20 protein-coding genes are annotated in these 17,427 nt (G+C 37.5%); 10 read left to right on the plus strand and 10 right to left on the minus strand.

The features are described 5' to 3' along the window. Window positions 1–6: 6 nt before the first annotated feature. Entirely contained in the window at window positions 7–1,074 is a 1,068-nt protein-coding gene (gene rsgA, locus HMPREF9455_RS08640; RefSeq protein ID WP_006799268.1) for a ribosome small subunit-dependent GTPase A, read from the minus strand. Between the two features lie 2 nt (window positions 1,075–1,076). After that, on the minus strand, window positions 1,077–1,886 hold the full coding sequence (locus tag HMPREF9455_RS08645) for a class I SAM-dependent methyltransferase (RefSeq protein WP_006799269.1): 810 nt from the start codon (window positions 1,884–1,886) through the stop codon (window positions 1,077–1,079). Window positions 1,887–3,432: 1,546 nt separating this feature from the next. Here HMPREF9455_RS08645 and HMPREF9455_RS21025 point away from each other — a divergent pair. From HMPREF9455_RS21025 to HMPREF9455_RS08655, 3 genes are all read left to right on the plus strand, one after another. Continuing rightward, entirely contained in the window at window positions 3,433–3,606 is a 174-nt protein-coding gene (locus HMPREF9455_RS21025; RefSeq protein ID WP_006799270.1) for a DUF3008 family protein, read from the plus strand. A 148-nt stretch (window positions 3,607–3,754) separates the two neighbouring features. Next, window positions 3,755–4,012 carry a GlsB/YeaQ/YmgE family stress response membrane protein gene (locus HMPREF9455_RS08650; protein ID WP_006799271.1) on the plus strand — a complete coding sequence of 86 codons (258 nt, stop codon included), beginning with the start codon at window positions 3,755–3,757 and terminating at the stop codon, window positions 4,010–4,012. A gap of 21 nt (window positions 4,013–4,033) precedes the next feature. Continuing rightward, complete coding sequence (locus HMPREF9455_RS08655) at window positions 4,034–5,248, plus strand: NAD(P)/FAD-dependent oxidoreductase (protein WP_006799272.1); 1,215 nt, start codon at window positions 4,034–4,036, stop codon at window positions 5,246–5,248. Window positions 5,249–5,459: 211 nt separating this feature from the next. On the opposite strand, the gene HMPREF9455_RS08660 is transcribed toward HMPREF9455_RS08655, so the two are convergent. The 3 genes from HMPREF9455_RS08660 to HMPREF9455_RS08670 all read right to left on the minus strand — a co-directional run bounded on the left by HMPREF9455_RS08660 (window position 5,460) and on the right by HMPREF9455_RS08670 (window position 6,937). Then, window positions 5,460–5,705, minus strand: a complete 246-nt coding sequence (locus HMPREF9455_RS08660) for a hypothetical protein (RefSeq protein WP_006799273.1) — start codon at window positions 5,703–5,705, stop codon at window positions 5,460–5,462. 130 nt (window positions 5,706–5,835) lie between these two features. Then, window positions 5,836–6,240, minus strand: a complete 405-nt coding sequence (locus HMPREF9455_RS08665) for a group III truncated hemoglobin (RefSeq protein WP_006799274.1) — start codon at window positions 6,238–6,240, stop codon at window positions 5,836–5,838. An 85-nt stretch (window positions 6,241–6,325) separates the two neighbouring features. Further along, a complete protein-coding gene (locus HMPREF9455_RS08670; RefSeq protein WP_006799275.1) occupies window positions 6,326–6,937 on the minus strand; it encodes a hypothetical protein in 612 nt (203 codons plus the stop codon). Window positions 6,938–7,270: 333 nt separating this feature from the next. On the opposite strand from HMPREF9455_RS08670, the gene HMPREF9455_RS08675 reads away from it, so the two are divergent. Next, window positions 7,271–7,651, plus strand: coding sequence for a hypothetical protein (locus HMPREF9455_RS08675; protein ID WP_006799276.1), 381 nt, complete (start codon window positions 7,271–7,273; stop codon window positions 7,649–7,651). Between the two features lie 25 nt (window positions 7,652–7,676). Then, window positions 7,677–7,829 carry a hypothetical protein gene (locus tag HMPREF9455_RS21530; protein ID WP_006799277.1) on the plus strand — a complete coding sequence of 51 codons (153 nt, stop codon included), beginning with the start codon at window positions 7,677–7,679 and terminating at the stop codon, window positions 7,827–7,829. 105 nt (window positions 7,830–7,934) lie between these two features. Here HMPREF9455_RS21530 and HMPREF9455_RS08680 read toward each other — a convergent pair whose 3' ends face one another. Continuing rightward, window positions 7,935–9,035, minus strand: coding sequence for a DNA topoisomerase IB (locus tag HMPREF9455_RS08680; RefSeq protein ID WP_006799278.1), 1,101 nt, complete (start codon window positions 9,033–9,035; stop codon window positions 7,935–7,937). Between the two features lie 164 nt (window positions 9,036–9,199). On the opposite strand from HMPREF9455_RS08680, the gene HMPREF9455_RS08685 reads away from it, so the two are divergent. Further along, a complete protein-coding gene (locus HMPREF9455_RS08685) occupies window positions 9,200–9,886 on the plus strand; it encodes a YetF domain-containing protein (RefSeq protein WP_006799279.1) in 687 nt (228 codons plus the stop codon). Between the two features lie 71 nt (window positions 9,887–9,957). Here the strand turns inward: HMPREF9455_RS08685 and HMPREF9455_RS08690 are convergent, their stop codons facing one another. Further along, window positions 9,958–10,626 carry a beta/alpha barrel domain-containing protein gene (locus HMPREF9455_RS08690; protein ID WP_006799280.1) on the minus strand — a complete coding sequence of 223 codons (669 nt, stop codon included), beginning with the start codon at window positions 10,624–10,626 and terminating at the stop codon, window positions 9,958–9,960. Window positions 10,627–10,958: 332 nt separating this feature from the next. Between HMPREF9455_RS08690 and HMPREF9455_RS08695 the strand changes: the two genes are divergently transcribed. The 4 genes from HMPREF9455_RS08695 (at window position 10,959) to HMPREF9455_RS08710 (ending at window position 13,512) form a co-directional block, all read left to right on the plus strand. Continuing rightward, a complete protein-coding gene (locus HMPREF9455_RS08695) occupies window positions 10,959–11,363 on the plus strand; it encodes a VOC family protein (RefSeq protein ID WP_006799281.1) in 405 nt (134 codons plus the stop codon). A gap of 168 nt (window positions 11,364–11,531) precedes the next feature. Then, a complete protein-coding gene (locus HMPREF9455_RS08700) occupies window positions 11,532–12,473 on the plus strand; it encodes a helix-turn-helix transcriptional regulator (RefSeq protein WP_006799282.1) in 942 nt (313 codons plus the stop codon). After that, window positions 12,470–12,943, plus strand: coding sequence for an AraC family transcriptional regulator (locus tag HMPREF9455_RS08705; protein WP_006799283.1), 474 nt, complete (start codon window positions 12,470–12,472; stop codon window positions 12,941–12,943). Before HMPREF9455_RS08700 ends, HMPREF9455_RS08705 begins: the two co-directional genes overlap by 4 nt. A gap of 74 nt (window positions 12,944–13,017) precedes the next feature. Then, a complete protein-coding gene (locus tag HMPREF9455_RS08710; protein WP_006799284.1) occupies window positions 13,018–13,512 on the plus strand; it encodes a YdeI/OmpD-associated family protein in 495 nt (164 codons plus the stop codon). Window positions 13,513–13,516: 4 nt separating this feature from the next. Here the strand turns inward: HMPREF9455_RS08710 and nadC are convergent, their stop codons facing one another. The 3 genes from nadC to nadA all read right to left on the minus strand — a co-directional run bounded on the left by nadC (window position 13,517) and on the right by nadA (window position 17,047). Then, entirely contained in the window at window positions 13,517–14,377 is an 861-nt protein-coding gene (gene nadC / locus HMPREF9455_RS08715; protein ID WP_006799285.1) for a carboxylating nicotinate-nucleotide diphosphorylase, read from the minus strand. After that, a complete protein-coding gene (gene nadB / locus HMPREF9455_RS08720) occupies window positions 14,374–15,954 on the minus strand; it encodes an L-aspartate oxidase (protein ID WP_006799286.1) in 1,581 nt (526 codons plus the stop codon). Before nadB ends, nadC begins: the two co-directional genes overlap by 4 nt. 88 nt (window positions 15,955–16,042) lie before the next feature. Further along, window positions 16,043–17,047, minus strand: a complete 1,005-nt coding sequence (nadA, locus tag HMPREF9455_RS08725) for a quinolinate synthase NadA (RefSeq protein ID WP_006799287.1) — start codon at window positions 17,045–17,047, stop codon at window positions 16,043–16,045. Between the last annotated feature and the right edge of the window lie 380 nt (window positions 17,048–17,427).

Here is a 17,427-nt window from a genome sequence, read left to right on the forward strand (position 1 = left end):
AAAAAGTCATTCACTTTCTTCTTGCTGTCTTTTCACTTCCTTTACACCATGAATCAGTTTTTGAAAAGATCTGTTTCTTTTTCTTTTCTCATGTTCCGAAGCAGAGAAATGCCATGCTTCCCGTCGAAGTTTCAGATAGCTCTCATACACTTTATGATCTAACACACCGCTATCCACTGCTTCTAAAACAGCGCAACCAGGTTCACCTGTATGCTCGCAATCCTTGAAACGACAAGATTTTGCATAGTCGGAAATATCCAACATTTCGGCCAAAGAATCAGTATCATCGATCGCTAACCCAAATTCCCGGACGCCCGGAGTATCGATTAAAACTCCCGAACCGTTCATCAATAGCATTTCCCGGCGAGTCGATGTATGCCGTCCTTTTCCTGTAGACAGGCTTATATCGGACGTGAGCAATACCGATTTTTCACAGAGTGCATTCACCAGCGAACTTTTTCCGACACCTGATGAACCGACAAACACCACAGTCTCACCTTCTATTATAGATTCCCGTAACCTGAGAATCGTTTCCGGGTGATGGATACTTGTGAAAAATACAGATATCTGCCGGGCAATATGTTTAACATATTTCTCTATTTCCTGTTCGTCGAAACCTAAATCAGCTTTATTGAGGACTAAGACCGGTTCGATATTTTCTTCCAATATCTGAGCCACAAAACGTTCAGCTCTGCGAACATTGAAATTATCATCGAGGCTTTGTACAATAAATGCCTTATCGACATAAGAAGCAATAGCTTGTTTGTCGGCGACCGTCCCACTTTTCTTGCGATACAAGATTCGTTCACGGGGGAACATATCAGTAATAATTCCTTTGCTTTCATCAAATGGCTGAAAAATAACCCAATCACCTACACATGGCAATTCAAAATCAGATTTTCCGTACATCATGTTTCCTGTCAGTTCACACTGTAACAGTCCGTTTTCGGAAATAACTTCATAACAGGTACGATGTACAATAGCCACTCGTCCGTGAGGCAAGGTTTTATGTATGGATTCTTGTTTTAGTTGATATAATCTATCATTCCAACCATAAGTATTTAAATTAATCATTGTTATATCTTTTTGGCGATAAAAAATACATAGCCGTAGAATTCCTTATACTTGCGGTACATCTCGGCATCATAACGTTGAAGTTCAACGAATTCCTCTGCTGTCTTATTTCCGGCATATTTATCAAGAAACATCTTCTGTGCTCTGATCATTGGCGTAAAATAATGATCTGTCCAGCAAGTTTCGGGCAAAATAAAGGTAGCAACAGGCATATATCCGGCAGTCTGTATTTGGCCTACTTTATTGGAAATCGTACTCATTTCAGGGAAATGCGGCATACAATAATGTTCAATTTCTGCCGGACGCTTTTCTGTAAACCAGGAGCTTTCTGTTACAGCGATATATCCCCCCTGTTTCAGAAACTTACGCCACTCGTTCAGTCCCCGTTCAAAGCCGATATTATAAATGGCTCCTTCACACCAGATCAGGTCTAACTCCTCATTCCGGAAAGGAAGATTATCCATTGAACGTACAATACCTTTCACTCGGCTCTGAAGGTTCAAATCTCCGGCATTACTGTTGAAACGCTCTATGAATTGCGGAAAAAGATCGAAACCTGTAATCTGTCCCGGTATATGCTGAGCCAGCACCATAGTCTGACCACCTGTTCCGCAACCAATGTCAGCGATTAGGGATTTGTCAGTAAGATTATCTATAAAGTTCAATGCTTTCAGGGTTATTTCAGGGCTACCGGGCCCTTGACGTTTCATATTTAAAAAGAATTCACAGATAAAATTAAAATCGAATTCGTGAATAGTAGTAATATTTTCGTTACTCATTATCGTAATGTATATAGCATACACGAAAAGCATAACAATGCTTTTGCCATTGTACGCAAGATTAAAAACTATAATTATAAATTAATAGAAAAATTACTCTCAAAAGAAGTTATCCGAGAGTAAACGAAAGGACAATTTGTATAAGAAATACAAATTGTTTACTAAACCAAATCCGCTTTAAATAAATTACATGTCATTGTGCAAAGGTATGAAAAAATAATTTACAGAGAGAATTTATGAAATTTTTTAAGGTAAACTACTAAAAATCGGCAACAGTTCAGTTAACAGTATCCTCTTACAAAAATGCTAAGGCGCAAAATTCAGGTCATTACTTATAATTTACAACCATATTTATATCTATTAACTATATAGTGTTAAAACCTGACACTTCTGACACTTTTCCATTACTTTTTCACCTGTAATATTTACATTAATTAACAATATCTAATTAAAAGGTAACAAAAGTAACGGAAAACAATTGATAATTAAGAATGAATAATTAAAAATTAGCTTTTACCAAAAACAGATACCAATGACTTATTACTTAAAACTTACTACTTATGCCAATCAGTAGTTAAAGCAATTATTGTAGGATAAAATTGTTCAATTTTTTTAACATGCCTATCGTCTTGTTTTTCATTTTGCCTTGATGCAAAACGAAACAAAAAATCAAGGCTGCATCCCTTTGGCGACCCAAAACCGCAGCTGCGGTGGGGCAAAATAATACGGAGTCATCTTTTACCGGATTATCAGCCGTGTATAGCAGCTACCCTATTTTGCCCTACACCTCCGCTTTACGGATTGGGTGCCCCGCCTGCGGAATGAGGCCGGAATCGCGATGCGGCGACAGAACAGAGTCTTTTCATGCTTTAGCTCCACGTGCGTCAGCCCTTGCGCATTAGTGACGCAGGCGGGGTACCCAATCCGTTGCAGGCGGCGTAGAATCAAACGGGGCGATAGCCCGTGTGTTTGATTCAGACGGCAAAACGGTTTTGGGTCGCCGAGGAACGAAGCGCTAGCCTTTTGGTTCGTTTTGGGCAATGCCAAAATGAACGTTTAAGCGCAACGAAGTGGAGCTGAAAAGAATTGAACATTAAATCTCAACTACTGATTCGCATTACTTGTTAAAAGGTAACAAAAGTAACAGATATTTCAACTATTAGCTGATAGCTTCTAGTCGTTAGCGGTGCGAAGCGACAAAACTCGTAATTTATTATATTGTTTACGTTTATTAACCATGTTTAGTTAAAACCTGACACATCTGACAACTTTGTTACAAGATATACCGCCCCTACAGTTTTTCCAAAAAGTAACAAAGGTTACACATATATCAGTTAACAACTTGTATCTCGTATAATTTTTCGTTCTTCACTTTTCGTTTTTCACTTATTCCAATATTTCAAAGAGCTATAAGCTAACAGCTAAAGGCTATCAGCTTTAGTTATATAGATAAACTTTTTCAAAATATGTAAAAGGAGTCGAAAGAAGGTATTGAAAAGATACACAACACTATCTCACGAACAATTAGTTTTCACTCACTGTTTATAATACATAGAATATCTAATTAAAAAAATATTTTATGCCTGCAAAAAGTGAAAAACAAAGACGATTGATGGGTGCTGCCCTTGCCTATAAAAGGGGAGAAACCAAAAATGTGAGTAATGAAATAAAGAAAATAGCAGATAGTATGACTGAAAAGGAACTGGAAGACTTTGCCTCTAAACCAATATCGAACAAGAAAGGAAAAAAGTAGAGATAGTATAAGTTTATTTTCTGAGAATCTGTTTGCTTCATAACGGAATAGAATCCAAAAAGTAAAAAACACCTTTACTATACGGTATAATTTTATACTGATCTAATAAAATAGTAACAGTTGATGTATAATTAAAATTTGAAATATTATGGAAGGATTAGGAATTCTTTGGACCATTATTATTGGTATCGCAGCCGGAGCAATAGCCGGATGGATAATGAAAGGCAGGGGCTTTGGCCTGATAATAAACCTTATAGTCGGATTAGTCGGGAGTTTCTTGGGCGGATGGATTTATGGGTTGTTAGGTATAACCACCGGGGGAATATTAGGCGTGCTATTAATGTCTGTCATAGGAGCTGTTGTTTTACTCTGGATAATATCATTATTCAAAAGATCAGCAGATTAGCTCATTATAATTTAAATATTTATGGACTTATATTCGGGTTTACCGTATTGGATTGCTAAAAATCCACTATACAACTATTATAACCCTCTAGAATCGGATTTCAATACTGATGTTATAATTATAGGCGCCGGGATTACCGGCGCCTTAGTTGCTCATGAATTATGCAATGCCGGAATAAAATGCGCAATAGTAGATAAACGAAGCATAACCACGGGCAGTTCCACCGCCAGCACCGCCCTGCTACAGTATGAAATAGATACACCTTTGTGCGACATGGTGAAAATGATTGATGAGTATCTTGCCGTACAGGCTTACCGATCCTGCCTTCAATCGATAACAGACATAGAAAACGTTTTTAAAAGTATTGGCTTTAATCCTGATTTTGAAAGGGTACCCAGTGTTTTTTATGCGAGTGACAGGAAGGGGGTGAAACTTATAGAAAGAGAATATGAAATAAGGAAAAAATATAAATTGCCGGTAACCCTTCTGGATAAAAAAGCATTGTATGATAAATATGGTTTTCAGGCACCGTGTGCACTTGAAAATAATGAGTCTGCACAGATAGATGCCTATAAGGCAGCTACTCATTTAATCGATTTCCATATTCATAAAAGCGGCTTAAAGGTTTTTACAAATACCGAAGTTGCCAAATTTAAGAAAAAATCTGCCGGTTATGTATTACAAACAACCAGCGGATATAAGATAAACTCCAAGTATGTAATAATTGCAGCCGGATTTGAAGCAGGTAGGTTCCTGCCAAAACAGGTCATGAAACTGACTTCTACTTATGCATTGGTATCAGAACCTGTAGATGAAAAATATATATGGCATGAAAAGAGCCTTATATGGGAAACAAAAGAACCATATATATACATCCGGACCGACAATGAAAACCGTATTATTGTAGGGGGAGAAGACGAAGAGTTTAAAGATCCTGTAAAAAGAGATAGTTTATTGAGAAAGAAAGTATCTGTCCTTGAAAAGAAATTTAAAAAATTATTTCCTGATATCCCTTTCAAGACAGACATGGCCTGGTGCGGTACTTTCAGTACTACCGACGATGGCCTGCCATATATAGGTGCATGGCCGGGGGCAAACAGAATGTTTTATGCATTGGGCTATGGCGGGAATGGAATTACGTTCAGTATGATAGCGGCCCAACTTATAAAAAACAAATTGAAGGGCATCAGGGACGAAAGAGAGAATATCTTTGGGTTCAACCGAAAACGGAAATAAAAAGTAATCCCATCTCAGAAAGGTTAGCAAAACATTATATCTATGATGAAAAAGTGTGGTAAAAAGAGATTACAACCTTTCACCAGCGCAGATCATAAGAAAAAGCACTGATACCCGGGCGGAAACATATCGAAAAATCTATTTACTTTCAAATAAACCCTGCGGAGAAAACATCTATAAACTATATAATATCAAAGCCTTAACATCTTACTTATTCTTTACTTAATGAAAGAATGGTAGAACCATGAAACCGAAGTAACGCTCTTATATTATCAGTTAATTTCGCAATATCATAATCTGCTTCAGCAGTAACAGTGAATATGAAAGCGTATGGGTCTTCATCATTCAGTTCAATTAACGAGATACCTGCAAATTTTGAAGTTTCTTCAATGATGAGAGACGTTTTGGATTTAATTACAGGGTTTAAAGCTTTTATCTTAATACTAATTTGCTCCACTATGTTCAATTTTGATGTAAAGCTATGAAATAATCACTTAGCAAATAGTTAAAATGTATTTTATACTTTACCGGAGAAGTTAATATTAACTAGTATAGCCTGTTATTGAACATAAAACAGTTCTTCCTATTTATTCTGTACTACGAAACTTATTTCCGGGCTTTTTTTGAAGGTAATCCAGTTTTCCTTGAAATATATCGGCGATACTATAGGCTCTATTCTTAGCTTCATCTGCCACAGGTCCGGAAAACAAATCGTCTACTGTCTCAGTAAAAAGAGATAGCCATCTGTCGAAATGCGTTTTATTGATAGGTAGTTGCGCATGAGGAGGAAACGGATATCCGAAATACGTCTGTTCCTTGAGCAAAATGCTTTGCCAAAAAGAATGTAGTTTAGAGAGATGTTCATCCCAATGGTTTTGTATTTTATCATTAAATATAGGTCCTATCAAATTATCTTTCCGGACTTTACCATAAAATGTATTAACCATTCTCTTAATATCATTTATATTTTCAATATCTTTTACAGGAGTCATATCTGTATGTCTATTATGTGTGAGTTAAATAATTCATTATGTCAAAGATACTAAAAAGAAATAGCCCGGATGTTTACACCTGACTTTAGTAGTAATTAGTTTTCTTAAACATCTGATTTTCCGACTGAACCCTCATTATATCTTTCAGATCATGGAAAGATATTGGTTCGAAATTATTATTATCCACTCCAACATCATATTGTGAAGCAAACAATCTGGTCTTCAGCGTGGTAAACTCAATCAGATCTCTTGTATGTAAATGTCCGAAAAGCTGCCACGAGCCCTTGAATGAACCTTGCCAGTCCAATAGAGGATAATGGCACAATACCATATACACATACTTTAATGTGATATTATCCTGTATTCTGACATATAGTAAGTCATGAATTTCGTCGAAAATGGATAATAATATATTTTCTGAATAATTGCTGTCGTGATTTCCCCTTATTAATATTTTGCGACCATTTAGCCGGGTAAAGATATCCACAATACTGCTCTTATCACAAAAACCGATATCTCCTAAAACGAAAGTTAATCCATCTGATGGAACAACCTTGTTCCAATTATAGATAAAGGTTTCATTCATTTCTTCGATATCCTTAAATGGCCGGTTAGCAAACTTTATAATTCCATCGTGCCCAAAGTGGTGATCTGACGTAAAAAATATTTTATCTGATGTTTGATTTATTTTTCTCATTTAAAATTTATCTATTACACTTTTTCTTATTGTTTATTTATTCTTCCACGACCCTACTCTATTCATTTTCTTACTACTCATACTTGACCTTTTGTAGATATTCTGTTCAGGCTAAATAAAGTGAATCATCACACATACAAATATAGAGCGATTTTTCATTTTTACTGTATCTCTTAACCTTTTATACTCCATATGGTCTGGGTATGTATAATTCTGTCCAGGATTTATAATATAAATTAATAAATCATCTTTATTGAAACAGCTTAGATGTTTGACATGTTTTTTAAATATAAGCCGACATTAAGTGTTTTATTAACTAAATAAATATTCATCATGAAAGCAGTTGATTTAAGAAAAAGTGTCGTGTTAGTTTTCACGATATTACTATCCTCAATGGCAGCATTCGCCCAAAATGACAAGCGAACGGAAGCAGCTAAAGAAGCAGCAACTCTACTGACGAATACAATGGCAGAGAGTCTTGATCTCACTCAGGATCAGAAAGAGGCTGTTGCCAAGTATAATACAGCCTACACTATGGTTCTCTTCACTACCACGCCATTATCCGATGACATGGTGAAAGAGTTTGATTCGACATTGGATACCAATTTGAAAGGAGTACTCAATGATGAACAATATACAATATGGAGTGAAAAGAAAAATGACTGGCTAACTATCATTAAACAAAAAGTTCCAAAAGAGGAATTACCTGAGTAATAATATCGTACTAAATATTAACGTTATGAAGAAAATAATAATTCTCTCGCTCGTAGTTATAGCTGCCTTTTCTTTGAGTTGTACCAATAACAAAAAAGTTGAGACGCCAAGTGATCCTGTAGAAGTAAAAGATTCTACGCTGATAAATAAAAGTAGCAACGATTCTTTGAAATATTAATTGGACAATCTATAACAATTAACATTTAGGAAAATCCCCTTATAGCATATCAAGGGGATTTTTCAGCTTCTGCATTATTAAACGAGATGCAGTAAATATGGAAGATTATCCTTTTTCCAAAATAGAAAGAATAATTTTCTCTTCTTTTGTCAAGGCTGTCCGGTTATCGGGTTCTCCGACCTTACAGGGCGGGTCAAAATATTCTTGAAGGGAACCGCTTTCATAGAGGCTTATAATAAGTGGATGCACATAATATTTTTTACAGACTGCACGTGTATTCCCCAGATGCGCTGCAACTTTATCCAGAGCCTCTACCACTTTTTTCTTTTGCTCTGTTTGCGAATCACTCCAATCCGATTCTCTGAGTGCCAGAAAAGCATTTACTGTTCCGCCCCACGTACGAAAATCTTTCGAGGTAAAATCTTCTCCGGCAATTTCTTTTATATAATCATTCACCATTCCCGAATCAATGGCTTTACGTTTCCCGTCCTCATCATAATACTGAAACAACTCTTTGCCTGGGATTTCCTTGCATCGTTGAATGATCCTTGCCAATTTCGAATTTCGCAGACTTATATCGTGGTAAATACCTTTTTTACCTTTAAAAGAAAACCTTATTTTATTTCCTTTTATCTCTGTGTGTTTGTTTTTCAGTGTTGTAAGCCCAAACGAGCCATAAAGTTTTTCATAGCTACTATTACCTACTCTTATATGAGTACGTTCCATCAGGCTAACCACTGCGGCTAATACTTTTTCCTGTGGCAATCCTCGGAGTGCCAGATCCCTTTCCACATTCAACCTGATTTGAGGTAAAGCATGGGCAAATTGTATCATACGGTAGTATTTGCTGCGTTTTCTTAATGATACCCATATAGGATGATACCGGTACTGCTTTCTATTCTTAGAGTCAAAACCTGTAGCCTGAAGATGCCCGTTTGCCAACTCGCAGATCCATACACCTTCCCAAGCAGGAGGAATAACCAGTTTCTTAATCCTTTCCAACACCTCTTTATCTTTCACTTCTTTTCCTTTCAAAAAATAACGAAACGTTTTCCCTTGTTTTTTTCGAACTATCCCCTGTTGATTATCAGAAATATATACAAGAGCGACGGCCTTCGCTGTTTTTTGAGGGTCATGGAGTATATCCGCTATTCTCGCGGACGATATTTTCTGAATAATTTTGTCTGCCCTCTCTGGTTGTTGCATAGATAATTTATTCAAAATAAGCCTGATTATTCTAATATAGAACATACTTGAACACATCTTAGTTCAGTCATAATTTTATCCATTTAGTTCAGCATTAAACAATATTTTATTTTCTATTGTTAGAAGTGATGTATTATAGTTGTTAGACTAAAAAGACAGTAATTATGAATTGGCAAGATATTTTATTTGGTGCTGAAGATTCTATTTTTCTTCTGGAAATTGCTTTCCGTACTTTAATAATGTTCTTTCTCCTTTTTGCAGGCCTACGCATTATAGGAAAACGTGCTGTGAAACAACTGTCTATATTTGAATTGCTGATCATTATCGCGCTGGGCTCTGCCGCTGGCGACCCTATGATCTATAAAGAGATCGGCATTGTATATGCTTTAGTGGTTTTTATTATTATTTTTCTTTCCTATTGGCTTATTACTAAATTGATCGAATATTCGGAAAGAATGGAAACGATTCTTGAGGGAAAACCATATTGTATTATACATGAAGGGAAAGCGTCGAAAGAATCATTACAACATAAAGAATTGGCAATGGATGAATTTTTTTCAGAACTTCGAACCCAGCATATTTTTCATTTGGGACAAGTGGAAAGTGCCATATTAGAAACAACCGGCGAATTAAGTATTTTATGTTATAATCCTCCGGATATAAAAGCGGGATTACCGATATGGCCGCATTATCTGGAGAAGAAGACCAAACAAATAAAGTACCCCGGCGTATATGCCTGCACTTATTGTGGATTTACAAAAACTATGAAGGAAGGTGAAAGTAATAAGTGCGGGTACTGCAATAATAATGACGAATGGGTAAAAGCAGAAACCGAAAATCACGAGAAATAAGTCTATAAGAAATACTTCTCAATAAAAAGAGTAGGATAAAGAGGGTGTTCGGAGAGGCACCCTCCTTTTAACTACAATCTTTCTCTGTAATCATCCATAATCGCAGAGAATAACTTCCCGGTTGTGGGCGGCGTGTAAGTTATCAAATTTGCTCCGGCTTCTATTGTACTAAGAATACTTTCCGGAGTGGGTCCTCCTGTTGCTATTATGGGAAATTCGGGATATTTTTTTCTTATATTACGAACAATATTTGCAGTATTTGAACCTCCTGAAACATTAAATATGGATACTCCTGCCTCAATTCTCGATTCGAAGTCTTCTTTTTCAGATACCACTGTTATAACAATAGGAATATCCAGTCTCTCCTTCATTTCGGAAATCAGGCTATTGGGGGTGGGCGCATTCAGTACTACGCCATAAGCTCCGTTTAACTCTGCATTAATTGCAATATCGATAGATCGCTGACCTCCTGTAATCCCCCCTCCTACACCGCAGAATACAGGTGTGGGAGATATTTCTATAATTGCCTGATTGATCGCAATCTGAGGAGTAAAAGGATAAACGGCAATAACTCCGTCTGCATTATTATTCTTAATAATGGCCAGATCAGTAGAAAAGACCAATGATTTCAATCGCTTACCAAAAATATTAATACCACTCGCATTATATATTTCTTCCGGCATTTTAATCGGCTTTTTACGCAGTACCGATTCGATTATTGGGATAGGTATCTTATTCATAAAGCATAAGTATTATCTGTTTAAAATCCTCTATAAAGATAAAACCCCGATGTCGTAAGAGTTGTTTATCAGGAAAGTCTATAATAATTGCTTGTTATTTTTTATATAGAAATTTTCACTAAATTTAGATATGGAAATAATCCACATCTCTTATCATATCAATCTTCAGATATCTGATACAAATTCCTCAACAATCCAAAGTCACGAATAAAAAAGTATAATGGGATTCCTGATTTTCGAAATCATTCATAACTTTTAAAAACTTACTGACATACTGTTGTCAACCTTGTATAATATTTTTGCATCAATAGTCGAAACCAAAACATTAGAATATGAAACTTAAATCTTACTTAGTATTTAACGGTAATGCAGAAGAAGCTTTAAATTTTTACGCAGAAGTATTTAATGGGACGAAAAGTGATATCCTACGTTATAAAGACTGTCCGGATGAAGAAACCCCTGTTGGCTACGAAAATAAAATAGTCCTCTCCAATCTTAACTTTAATGGTTGCACGATTGGTATGGCAGATACTTTACCTAGTATGAAAGCTGATTTTGGTTCTTTGGGACATGCAACTGCAATATTTTGTGATACGGAACAGCAACTTAATGATATTTATACAAAATTATCTTTCGGAGGACAAATAAAATGTGAACTTTGTAATCCAAGTTTTTCAAAACTATATTCTGAAGTTCTCGATAAATTCGGTGTACTATGGGGATTAATACTTGAATAAGTAACAAACGAACTGGAGCAACTCTACTATATATTCACATTGCTTATGCAACTACGAGTACAATCATCGCACTATATAACTAAAAGGAAGAAAACCAAATGGATAAAAAGACTCTAAATGCCGCGAAATTTGCCCTCATCGATTCGGATTTTTAAACAATAAAACAGAGTGAACAAAGACTTAAACCGGCTCGACCGCATATCGGCATTACTGGTACAGCTACAATCGCGACCAGTTGTCAAGGCTTCTGAAATGGCAGAACGCTTTGGAGTGAGCCTGCGAACCATTTATCGGGATATGCATACCTTATCAAAAGCCGGAGTACCTATCTGTGGTAATTCGGGAGTCGGCTACTCCCTGGTTGAAGGTTACAGATTGCCTTCTCTTATGTTCACAAAGGAAGAGGCTATGGCGTTTCTTACCGCAGAAAAAATTATCGAGCAACTTACCGATACCCAGAACAGCAACTTCTTTCGTCAGGGAATGGATAAAATCCGTGCTGCACTGAGAGCTGTCGATAAAAAATACCTCCACGATATGGGCGATTCCATAGCTGTATACAAAAGTAGAAATACACGGGAAAGTTTACCCAACTTGTTACAAACAATACTTAGCAGTATTAATGATAAGTTAATCGTAGAGGTCAATTACTCCGATATAGATGAGAATAAGAGCCTGAGAGCTCTGGAAGCTATCGGTATCACTTATACACATCCAAACTGGTATCTTGTGGCCTGGTGTCACTTACGAAAGGAATACCGGGTATTCAGGTTTGATCGTATCGAGAATATAAAAATAACATCTAACGGACACTCGAAAGAACACCCGCCATTGAGATCGCTTCCAGGATGTGAAGATTCTCAATATCTTCAAAAAGTAGTCTTGCACACAAGCAAAGTAGTGGCCAGATACCATGCAGATAGATGTTACGCTATGGGATTGGCCGAAGAAAAAGAACTTGTGACCGGACAAGTAGAGCAAACTTATATGGCTTATTCTCTAGAACCTTTAGCCAGATGGGTTCTGGCAAATGCTGACACAACGACAGTAATTAGTCCTATTGAAGTAAAAGATATTATAAAACTAATCGTTAAAAATTTAGACTTATGAAAATTAACAGTACAGAGATTAAAAACCTGGAACCAATCAAAACGATTGCATTTTCTCATGTTGGAGATTATACCCGTATTGAGAAGACATTTGAAAAACTCGCAACATGGGCAGAGGCAAATAACCTATGGGCAGCTTCTCCGAGAGTAGCGGGCGTCTACCATGATGATCCCTCCAATACACCGATCGAAGAACTACGCTCCGAGGCTTGCCTGGAAGATATTTCAGGGATTGAACCCGGTGAAGGTATGCATCACTATACGATAAGTGGAGGTAAATACTTTGTGATGCAATTTGAATTAACCATGTCAGAGTATGTTGAAGCTTGGAATAAAGCATATGCTGCATTTAACGAAAAAGGATATGAATATGATATGCGAGATCATTACGAGCTTTATGGTATTTGTACCGAAGAGCCTCAGGATGCTGATACTCCTTGGAAGGTAGATTTATGCATCCCGATGAAATAGTCTTAACTACATTATAATATGAAAATAGCTGTGTAAAATAGGCTGCGCAGCTATTTTTATAAATCTTTCAGTATATGAAAACCCTGAAACCATTGGTAGACAAGAACTACTTATTACAGAAATTTGAAGGAAAAGGAGGCTGGACTTTCGCTGAAATCCCTGAAATCCCAATGCCTAAAACATCTTTCGGAATGCTGAAAGTAAAGGGAAAGATAGATAATTACGAGTTTTCGGATGTCCGTTTACTTCCTCTTGGAAATGGCCATTTATTTATGGCTGTTAATTTACAATTAAGAAGAATGATAGACAAGCATGCCGGCGACACCGTACATATCGTTATTTATAACGATGATCTGCCAACCATGATTCCCGAAGAACTAGCTCTGTGCATGAATTTCGAGGATGGAGTCATGGATAAGTTCCAATTCTATAGCGATGGCGAAAAAAAGGCGTTCGTCAATTGGATCTATTCAGCCAAGACCGAACAGACTAAAATAGACCGGATAGCCAAAACCATAATGATGATCCAAAACAATGAAAAGTTCAGCAATAAGATAAAGCGAGATTAGTTACTTAGAAAGCTTTCAGGCTCAGGTCAATATTCGGAGCAGCATATATTATCGCTCCCGAAGAGATATAGTCCACACCCGTTTCGGCTATTGCATGCACTGATTCTTTCGTGATTCCGCCCGATGCCTCTACCTTAACTGCACCATCAATGAGCTGTACCGCCGCTGCCATTTCAAACAGGGACATATTATCTAGCATAATCACATCCACTGCGTTTGTAGCCAACGCTTCTTTCACTTCTTTAAGATTACGGGTCTCCACTTCTATTTGCAGATCTTTTCCTATCTCTTTCAAATATTTTACTGTAGCTTCCACGGCTTTGGTTATACTTCCGGCATAATCATTATGATTATCTTTCAGCATTATCATATCAAAAAGCCCGTAACGATGATTCTTTCCCCCGCCGATATACACTGCCCATTTTTCGCACATACGGAAGATAGGAGATGTTTTGCGGGTATCGAGTATGCGGGTATTGGTATCGGCCAATAGTTCCACCATTTCGTGCGTATAAGTCGCTATGCCACTCATGCGTTGCATACAGTTGAGTACCAGTCGTTCCATTGTAAGGATAGAACGTGCCGAACCGGATACAACGAAAGCGATATCACCTTCTTTTACACTATCCCCGTCATTTTTATATACTTCTATTTCCAGGGTTTTATCATAATAATGAAATATCTCCTGAGCAAGGTCTACTCCGGCCAGAATACAGTCATGCTTGATTAGTAGTCGTGCTCTCTGCTTCAATCCGGCAGGAACACTGGCTAAAGTAGAGTGGTCACCGTCACCGATATCCTCTTTTATAGCTTCATCTATAAAATGATATAGTCTTTCATCCGTTACATAAGGTGGTCTATTCATTTCTTATCCAAATCTTTATTATAAAATGTGCCTCTGTTTTCTGTTTGTTCCATACTTTGGGTTATTATCAGAAAGGCGACACTTACCAGATTACGTAGTTCTGATAACTGAGGTGACAATATGGAAAAGTTATATATTTCTTTCACCGACCTGTATATCTCTTCCTCTTTCTGTTTTGCCAACTTTAGGCGTCTGTTACTGCGAACTATGCCCACAAGGTCACTCATCAATGTCTGTAGTTCTTTGCGCAGATAATTCAGTAATACCATTTCCTCATTTACCATCATTCCTTCCTGATCCCATTCCGGTATTTTATGAAGTTGTTCATAGTTAAAGTTGTCCTCTCCGAGCCGTTCCAGCGTTTTTACGGCTGCACGATGTCCAAAAACCAATGCCTCGAGCAGGGAATTTGAAGCCAAACGGTTTGCCCCGTGCAATCCCGTATTGGAACATTCGCCTACAGCAAACATATTTTTAATTGTGCTTTGTCCGAATAAGTCTACGTCTATACCTCCGCACAGATAATGACTGGCCGGGACAACAGGTATCAAATCTCTGAACATATCCAGCCCGGCATCTTTACATTGCTTGTAAATATTAGGAAAATGTTCCATAAACTTACGCTGGTCGAGATGACGGCAATCGAGACATACATAATCATCTCCCCGCAACTTCATTTCGCTATCGATAGCACGGGCTACAATATCGCGTGAGGCAAGCTCTTCCCGGTCATCGTATTTGTGCATAAAGAGTTCTCCCGATGCTGTACACAGCTTTGCCCCGAATCCTCTTACAGCTTCCGAAATTAACGGCAACTGTCCGGTAGTAAGGCTATAAAACGCTGTAGGATGAAACTGGATGAACTGCATATTGCTGATCCTGGCCTTTGCCCTGTGCGCCAGACCTATGCCATCACCCGTAGCGATTATCGGATTGGTTGTATTCTTGTATACATGCCCGCAACCACCTGTTGCCATAAGCGTTATTTTGGCCGACATCTTCTTTATGCGTTGCGTCTTCAGATCGAGGACGTAAGCCCCATAACAATTCAGGTTATATTTATCGAATGATTCGCCGGGTATATGATGTTCCGTAATAAGGTCAATCACATAGTGATGATTGAGTAGTTCCACATTCGGCAGCCGCTCTATGGCTTTTAATAAAGCTCTTTCTATCTCTGCTCCGGTAATATCTTTATAATGTACTACTCTATTTTCTGTATGGCCGCCTTCACGTCCCAGATCGTATGTCTGAAACTCATTCTTATCGAAGTTAGCCCCCCACTCCACTATTTCGCGGATACGCTCAGGGCCTTCTGTTACCACTGCTTCCACAGCTTCTCTCTTGCATAATCCGTCTCCGGCACGCAGGGTATCTTCAATATGTTTTTCGAAGCTGTCTTTTGTAAAATCCGTTACAACAGCTACACCACCCTGGGCATACTTTGTATTAGACTCCTCATCGTCCGATTTGGTTATGACTGTAACTTTAGCATCAGATTTCTGCTGCGCTATTTTCATCGCATAAGAGAGTCCGGATATGCCAGAGCCGATTACCAGAACATCTGTATATATCATTCTATAAATTAAAAAATTATGAATGAAGAATTATGAATTACTAAGCATCTGTGCCATTTTTCATTCTTAATTCTTAATTTCCTATTATCTATTTAATTGCTTTCGAAAGTTCCAGCATCTTATTTATCGGACGCAGTGCTTTAATTCGTATTTCTTCATCCATCAGGATTTCAGGAAGCTCATACTTCATACACAGATACAATTTTTCCATTGTATTCAGTTTCATAAAATGACATTCACTGCAATTACATTTATCATCGATAGTAAGTGCCGGAATAAGTTTTTTTCCGGGTGCCCGTTTACGCATTTCATGCAATATACCTTCTTCGGTGGCTACTATAAATTCCTCTGCCACATCATTTACTACATAATTAAGCAGATTTGCGGTAGAACCGATATAATGTGCTACCTGTAATACAGGTTTCTGAGCTTCAGGGTGTGCTATCAACTTCGCCTTCGGATGTTTCAGCATTTGCTCTGCTATCCGTTCCAAAGAAAATGCTTCGTGGACAATGCAGGCACCATCCCAAAGTATCATATTACGGCCTGTCACCTGATTGATATATCGTCCCAGATTCTTATCCGGAGCAAATATTATTTTTTGCTCTTCAGGCAGCGAATTTATAATATGTTCGGCATTGGATGAAGTTACTATGATGTCACTTTCGGCTTTTACTCCCGAATCACAGTTGATATAGCTTACCACAATAGCCCCGGGATGCTTCTTTTTTAACTCCCTTAAGCCTTCGCCCGAACAGGAATCTGCTAATGAACACCCGGCCAGTAAATCGGGCAATACGACTTTCTTGGTCGGATTAAGTATTTTAGCTGTTTCTGCCATGAAATGAACACCACAGAAAACAATCATATCGGCATCCGTCTTCTCGGCTGCACGTGCCAGTTGCAGGCTGTCGCCAAGAAAATCGGCTATATCCTGAATATCACCTGTCTGATAGTAGTGCGCGAGAATAATAGCATTCTTCTCTTTCCGCATACGGTTGATCTCTTCTATCAGGTCTATTCCTTTTGGTATTTCCATACTCAGATAGCCTTTTACTGGTAGTAATTCAACCGCTTTATCGAATGTTGTCATATCTTTTGTGAAATAGAATTACTCGTTTTTTTAGTAAATAAGTATTGTAAAACATTTATCATTAAGCTCTTCAACTATAGCTGCTTCAAATCTGCTTTAGTTTTAAGTTTCGCAAACAAAAATACTTATAAAAACTGATTTATCCGAAATTCGAATGTATAAATGAAAGGCCTATATCTTAGCACCCATTACTATTACTCTCAGAAAGTAACATCTCAAGCATTGACGCAATTAAATTTTAACTAAATATCAACTGAACCCCTCATTTAATTAACCTTTGTTTTCAATATATAGTTAAAAGGTAACAGATGTAACAGTTTTTCTAACTTTTCTGTTTGTTACTTTTTTCGTTATCAAAACACCACAATAAAATTCCGGCA

Origin of the sequence: Dysgonomonas gadei ATCC BAA-286, assembly GCF_000213555.1 — a bacterium.
Lineage (GTDB): Bacteria > Bacteroidota > Bacteroidia > Bacteroidales > Dysgonomonadaceae > Dysgonomonas > Dysgonomonas gadei.